Here is a 6,284-nt window from a genome sequence, read left to right as displayed (position 1 = left end):
ACAAGAAAAAAGCTACTAAATAGTGATTGGTGGTTAGAGGTTGGAAATTGGTTAATGGCCAGTTGATAACTTCGAGCTGTCAGGAATACCTCATTAAGTAATTTTTACGGGTCCGGGTTATTGAATTAACCCAGTAATTCGTAAGTAACAACAAAAAAAATGGCTAAAGCTAAAAAAGTAACCAAGAAACGCATTGTGATTGTTGAGCCTGTTGGCGAAGCGCATATCAATGCTACTTTCAACAACATCATCATCACCCTTACCAACAAAACCGGCCAGGCTATTTCTTGGTCATCTGCTGGTAAAATGGGCTTCAAAGGTTCAAAAAAGAATACTCCTTACGCTGCCGGTCAGGCTGCTGCCGATTGCGGTAAAGTTGCTTATGACTTAGGTTTACGTAAAGTTGAAGTATTTGTAAAAGGCCCTGGTGCCGGTCGTGAGTCAGCTATCCGTACTTTGCAAACTGCAGGTATCGAAGTAACTACGATTAAAGATATTACACCGCTTCCACACAACGGTTGCCGTCCTTCAAAAAGAAGAAGAGTTTAATTAACATATTTTTTAAAGCTAAGATTCAGCAGCTACAGGTTGCTTGATACTTTAAGAACACACAAAAATGGCCAGATATACAGGACCAAAGTCCAAAATTGCCCGTCGTTTCCGTGAGCCGATCTTCGGTCCGGACAAAGCGTTAGATCGTAAAAACTATCCACCGGGCCAACATGGCGCGTCAAAACGTCGTGGAAAGCAATCAGAGTATTCAACTCAGTTGCAAGAGAAACAAAAAGTTAAATACACTTACGGTGTATTAGAACGTCAGTTCGAAAACTTATTTCACCGTGCTTCTGCTAAAGAAGGTATCACAGGCGAAAACCTGTTGAAATTTTTAGAGGCACGTTTAGACAATGCTGTTTTCCGTTTAGGTATTGCTCCTACACGTTCAGCAGCACGTCAATTGGTTAACCACAAACACATCACTGTTAACGGTGCTGTTGTAAACATCGCTTCATATGCATTGAAAGCTGGTGATGTGGTTGCAGTACGTGAAAAATCTAAATCATTAGAAGCTATCACTACTTCAGTAGCCGGAAGAAGAATCAACAAATACAGCTGGTTAGAATGGGATGCAAATGCCTTAACAGGTAAATTCCTTAACTATCCTAACCGCGATGAGATCCCTGAAAACATCAAGGAAAATCTGATCGTCGAGTTGTACTCAAAATAATAAGATATTGGATATTAGATGTGAGATTTGGGACTTGTTCTCAAATCTCATTTCTGGTTACATACGTAAACAAATCAATCATAGGAATGTTCTTAGGTACCAGATAGTTGAATACAGGCAGATCAAATGTCTTAAATCTAATATCTCAAATCTCAGATCTATTAATTAAGTAAACAATAAATAAAGGATATAAATGGCAATTTTAGCATTTCAAAAACCAGACAAGGTTATCATGCAAAAAGCAAATGATTTTGATGGTACGTTTGAATTTCGTCCGTTAGAACCAGGTTTTGGTGTAACCATTGGTAATGCTCTGCGTCGTATCTTACTTTCATCACTTGAGGGTTTTGCAATCACTTCTGTACGTTTTTCGGGAGTTACGCATGAGTTTTCAACCATCAAAGGTGTTGTTGAAGACGTAACCGAGATCATCCTGAACCTTAAACAAGTTCGTTTTAAGAAAACAGGTGAATCTGGCGACAGCGAGAAAATATTTGTTATTGTAAATGGCCAGGATGCATTTAGGGCAGGGGATATCACCAAATTCTCTAACAACTTTACTGTATTAAATCCTGATTTGGTACTTTGTAACATGGACCCTGCTGTAACGCTTGAAGTTGAGCTTACTGTAGGTAAAGGCCGTGGTTACGTACCAAGCGAGGAAAATAAAAATCCTGACGCTAACGTTGGTGTTATAGCTATCGATTCGATCTATACCCCAATCAAAAACGTTAAATATACCATCGAAAACTATCGTGTTGAGCAAAAAACCGACTATGAAAAATTAGTATTGGATATTGCTACCGATGGTTCAATCCATCCTGAAGATGCTTTGAAAGAAGCAGCTAAAATCCTGATCCAGCACTTTATGCTGTTCAGCGATGAAAACATGATGCTTGAAGCACAGGCTAAAGAAGAAACCAAAGAAGTTGACGAAGAGATCCTGCACATGCGTAAGATCCTTAAAACTGAGTTGGTTGATCTTGACCTTTCTGTACGTGCCCTTAACTGCCTTAAAGCTGCTGATATCCGCAGCCTGGCTGATCTGGTATCGTACGATGTTGCTGACATGTTAAAATTCAGGAACTTTGGTAAAAAATCGTTAACTGAGATCCAGGACCTGGTTAAATCAAAAGGTTTATCTTTTGGTATGAACCTGTCTAAATTTAAGTTAGACGAAGAATAAGAAAGAAGCAAGACTGTGAGAATCAAGAAGCAAGACTTTGTCTTGACTCTTGGTTTCTTGACTCTTGATTCTTGTTGCAAACATTAAGCGAAAGCATAATTCCGAGGGCTTGAGTTTATCGCCCAACGGTATGCACGTGAAATATATAAAACAATGAGACACGGAAACAAAAACAATCACTTAGGCCGTACTACCAGCCACCGCAAAGCGATGCTGGCTAACATGGCAACTTCGCTTATTTTACACAAGCGTATCACTACAACATTAGCAAAAGCAAAAGTTTTACGCGGTTATGTTGAGCCACTTTTAACAAAATCAAAAAGCGATACTACGCATTCACGTCGTACAGTATTTAGCTACCTGCAAGATAAAGATGCTACTTCAATCCTTTTCCGCGAGGTTGCTGAGAAAATTGCTAACCGCCCAGGTGGTTACACCCGTATCATCAAGTTAGAAAACCGTTTAGGCGATAACGCTGAAATGGCAATCATCGAGCTTGTTGATTACAACACTGTTTACGGTAATGATGCTGCTGCTCCTGCTAAGAAATCAACACGTCGTCGTGGTGGTTCTGGTGCAAAAGCTAAAACTGCTGCTCCTGTAGCTGCAGAAGAAGCTGTAGTAGTTGAAGACGTTAAAGAAGAACCGGCTGCTGAAGCACCTGCAACTTCTGAAAACGAAGAAAACGCTGAAAAAGGCGAATAATTTATTATTCATCTTCGGGTATTAAAAACGCCCGGTTCATTTGAACCGGGCGTTTTTGTTTTAAGGAAATTTCAGGATTTAGTAAAATAAGGTGGCATTAAATTAACGGTGACGGCGTCCGAAGATTGTGAAGCTGAAATATTGATCTGTTATTCTGCCTATGGCATGATTAAAAATAGCCGTCATGTTGAACTTGTTTCAACACCTCATTTGCTAAGCCGTGTGCTAAGCAAATCGCCTACCTTTCTTGTGGGGTGCTGAAACAAGTTGCATCACATAAAAAGGGTGTCATGCTGAGCCCGTCGAAGCATGGCGGGTAAGGCCTCTGCACGCGACCCTTCGACAAGCTCAGGATGACCAGCCCCCTTTGCTTAATGCCATTTTACCTTCAGAGTCTGCCAGATTTTAAAACTTAGCGTGACAACTGCGTTGAAACTTAGCCATACCTTGGAACGAAACAATGACGATTTTTATATTGGTCAGGATTTTTTATGAGAAGGCGCTTTTAAAAAAGAGATTGATTTTAAATAGGCCTTTAACTAATAATGTGTTTTTTATATTGTTAGCCTCACAAAAATTTCATTACCCGATATAATGTTGCTGGATTTGTAGTTTTCTAATAATCAGATAATTAGTATGTTTTCTGATTTATTGTTTTTAAATTTAAGTGGAATTATAACCAAGTTTAACCCTTAAATCTTAAAACGATGAGAAATTTTTTGATCGTGCTTTTTGTACTGTTAGCCGGTAGTACATTTGCGCAAGCTCCTAAAAAAAACGGCATCATTTATAAAGAACACCCATACATTACCATTGTGAATAACTCCACCAACCTGTTTATTAAACAGGACTGGACTGGTTTGGCAAAATTGTATGCCGATACGGCGATATTTTATGATCCGACGAGCCCTAAGAAAATTACCCTTGCTGATCAGAAAAAAGGCTGGGCTGCTATAGCGAAAGACTGGGGGCAGATCAAGATTGTTAAAGTAGGTTACCCGGATGGCCTTCAATATGATAAAGATCCTTTTACTGTACAATCGTGGTGGACGGTAACTACTGTAAACAAGAAAACAAAGAAAACTGCAAAATTTCACCTGGTGCAGTTTGACGAATTTAATAAAGCCGGGAAAATAGCTGTTGAAATAGCTTATTACGACCAAACCCCGCTGATCAATGCGTCGAAGTAATTGAGAAATCCGCATTTATTTTTAAAAGACTTACGATGTCCGTTGGAGGACTGATCGTAAGTCTTTATTTTTTTACTGCTGTTACCTGTTTAACTTATAGGTGAGCAGTCCTGCCGTGTCATCTATCAGGGTAAAACCGCGTTTATCAAGGATCCTTCTTGATGGCAGGTTATCGGCATAAGTATGTACAATGATAGCTTGTACAAAGTCATGGCTAAATGCCCATTGCGAAAGCAGATGTAAAGCTTCGGTGGCAAAGCCTTTATTATGCTGATTGGCATCGATCATATAACCTATTTCCGCTTCTCCATCGGGGGTAGGATAGCCGGCAAAGCCCATACCGCCGATAACGGTGTTGGTGCTTTTAAGAACGATCTCCCAGCCGGTATACCAAAGGTGTTTATCGGGAAAGGCGAGCGTATTGGGCAGCCAGAACGTATCGAAGGCTTCGTCAATCTCTTTGATATATAATGGATCGATCAACATAGTCGAGGGGGTTAAGCCTAATGATATCTCCAGCAGCTGACGGTCTTGTTTAAGTAACAGTAATTGTTCATGTGTTAACGGTATCATTTTTAACCGTTGTGATTGAATAAAAAACATTGGATGTTTGGAATTAAATAACAATAAATAACCAGTTCGCTTTTTTAAAGGGAAGGTACAGCCAGCGTATTATGGCCGTTTGTTATACAATTCCAGGCAGTATGATGAGCCTGTTGAGTGTGTTAAGTAGCAGAGGCGTTTTGTTTATTAATATAAAAATAAGGATTTTAATTAGAAACCTTGGCGGTTGTCTGAACCCGAATTAAACGAATTAAGGAATTTTTAGAATTTGCTTAGTATTCGATCAATTCTTTAATTCTATAAATCCCGGTTCAGACAAATTCACCGTTACTCATCAATATAAAACTTGATATCATTAAACCGACTGCGTCCTTCGCGTACAAAATTGCCATCGATATTATAGAGCACATCGCCGAAGAGGGTGCGGCCTTTCCTGATCAGGTTATCGTCGAGATTACAAACTACATCCCCAAACATTCCCTGGCCTTTTTTAACCACCTTGCCATCTATGGTATATAATATGTTGCCAAAGTGGCCCTGGCCTTTCCGCACGTAGCTGCCGTCGATAGTGTATAATACCGTTCCGAATTTGTTATTACCCTCCCTGATATATTTCATGGTTGTTTAAACTATGGGTTTTAAGTTAATCGATATACTGACAATTAACAAATCCGGCAATAACCTTTTGCCTTTAACCTTTCGCCTTTCATCTCTATATTTTCTGCCAACCTGTCATCACAAAGTAAGCTATCCTGCCGCCTTGTTCATGAACTGACAATTACAGGCAATTTTTACTGCCATTGGCATATTGGCACAAGCATTGATAAACAGCAGTGGTAAGTAAACAAATAAATCAAAAAAGAAAAACAATCATATATGTCTAAAATAATTGGAATCGACTTAGGAACAACAAACTCCTGCGTTGCTGTAATGGAAGGTAACGAGCCTGTAGTTATAGCTAACAGCGAGGGTAAACGTACTACGCCGTCTGTAGTAGCTTTTATTGATAATGGCGAACGTAAAGTTGGTGATCCTGCAAAACGTCAGGCTATCACAAACCCTACAAAAACCATTTCGTCAATCAAACGCTTTATGGGTAACCAGTTTAATGAAGTTACAAGTGAAGCGGCCCGTGTACCTTATAAAGTAGTTAAAGGTGACAACAACACTCCACGTGTTGAAATTGGCGACCGTAAATATACCCCGCAAGAAATTTCTGCAATGATCCTTCAGAAAATGAAGAAAACTGCCGAAGATTTCTTAGGTACCGAAGTAACTGAAGCGGTTATTACCGTTCCTGCTTACTTTAACGATGCTCAGCGTCAGGCTACCAAAGAAGCCGGTGAAATTGCCGGTCTGAATGTACGCCGTATCGTGAATGAGCCTACTGCCGCCGCCCTGGCTTATGGCCTTG

Annotated in this window: 8 protein-coding genes; 6 read left to right on the top strand and 2 right to left on the bottom strand. The window is 39.8% G+C overall.

Annotated features, from left to right (window positions below; translation table 11 throughout):
* Positions 1–159 precede the first annotated feature (159 nt).
* From rpsK to VF500_RS30390, 5 genes are all read left to right on the top strand, one after another.
* Positions 160–549, top strand: a complete 390-nt coding sequence (rpsK, locus tag VF500_RS30410; protein WP_112574505.1) for a 30S ribosomal protein S11 — start codon at positions 160–162, stop codon at positions 547–549.
* Positions 550–616: 67 nt separating this feature from the next.
* Complete coding sequence (gene rpsD, locus VF500_RS30405) at positions 617–1,225, top strand: 30S ribosomal protein S4 (RefSeq protein ID WP_110585879.1); 609 nt, start codon at positions 617–619, stop codon at positions 1,223–1,225.
* 193 nt (positions 1,226–1,418) lie between these two features.
* On the top strand, positions 1,419–2,411 hold the full coding sequence (locus VF500_RS30400; RefSeq protein WP_110585880.1) for a DNA-directed RNA polymerase subunit alpha: 993 nt from the start codon (positions 1,419–1,421) through the stop codon (positions 2,409–2,411).
* A gap of 153 nt (positions 2,412–2,564) precedes the next feature.
* Positions 2,565–3,116 (top strand): 50S ribosomal protein L17, encoded by a 552-nt coding sequence (rplQ, locus tag VF500_RS30395; protein WP_330863251.1) that lies wholly within the window; start codon positions 2,565–2,567, stop codon positions 3,114–3,116.
* Between the two features lie 707 nt (positions 3,117–3,823).
* Positions 3,824–4,306 carry a hypothetical protein gene (locus VF500_RS30390; RefSeq protein WP_330863250.1) on the top strand — a complete coding sequence of 161 codons (483 nt, stop codon included), beginning with the start codon at positions 3,824–3,826 and terminating at the stop codon, positions 4,304–4,306.
* An 81-nt stretch (positions 4,307–4,387) separates the two neighbouring features.
* On the opposite strand, the gene VF500_RS30385 is transcribed toward VF500_RS30390, so the two are convergent.
* Together VF500_RS30385 and VF500_RS30380 are read right to left on the bottom strand one after the other, a co-directional pair.
* Positions 4,388–4,879: a GNAT family N-acetyltransferase gene (locus tag VF500_RS30385; RefSeq protein ID WP_330863249.1), complete on the bottom strand. Its 492-nt coding sequence runs from the start codon at positions 4,877–4,879 to the stop codon at positions 4,388–4,390.
* 318 nt (positions 4,880–5,197) lie between these two features.
* Entirely contained in the window at positions 5,198–5,488 is a 291-nt protein-coding gene (locus VF500_RS30380; RefSeq protein ID WP_330863248.1) for a hypothetical protein, read from the bottom strand.
* A gap of 258 nt (positions 5,489–5,746) precedes the next feature.
* On the opposite strand from VF500_RS30380, the gene VF500_RS30375 reads away from it, so the two are divergent.
* On the top strand, positions 5,747–6,284 hold a 538-nt coding region (locus tag VF500_RS30375), incomplete at its 3' end, for an Hsp70 family protein (protein WP_330863247.1).

The organism is Mucilaginibacter sp. (genome assembly GCF_036383575.1).
GTDB lineage: Bacteria > Bacteroidota > Bacteroidia > Sphingobacteriales > Sphingobacteriaceae > Mucilaginibacter.
The sequence above is the reverse complement of the archived record's forward strand: the minus strand, read 5'-3'. Positions and strand labels throughout refer to the sequence as shown.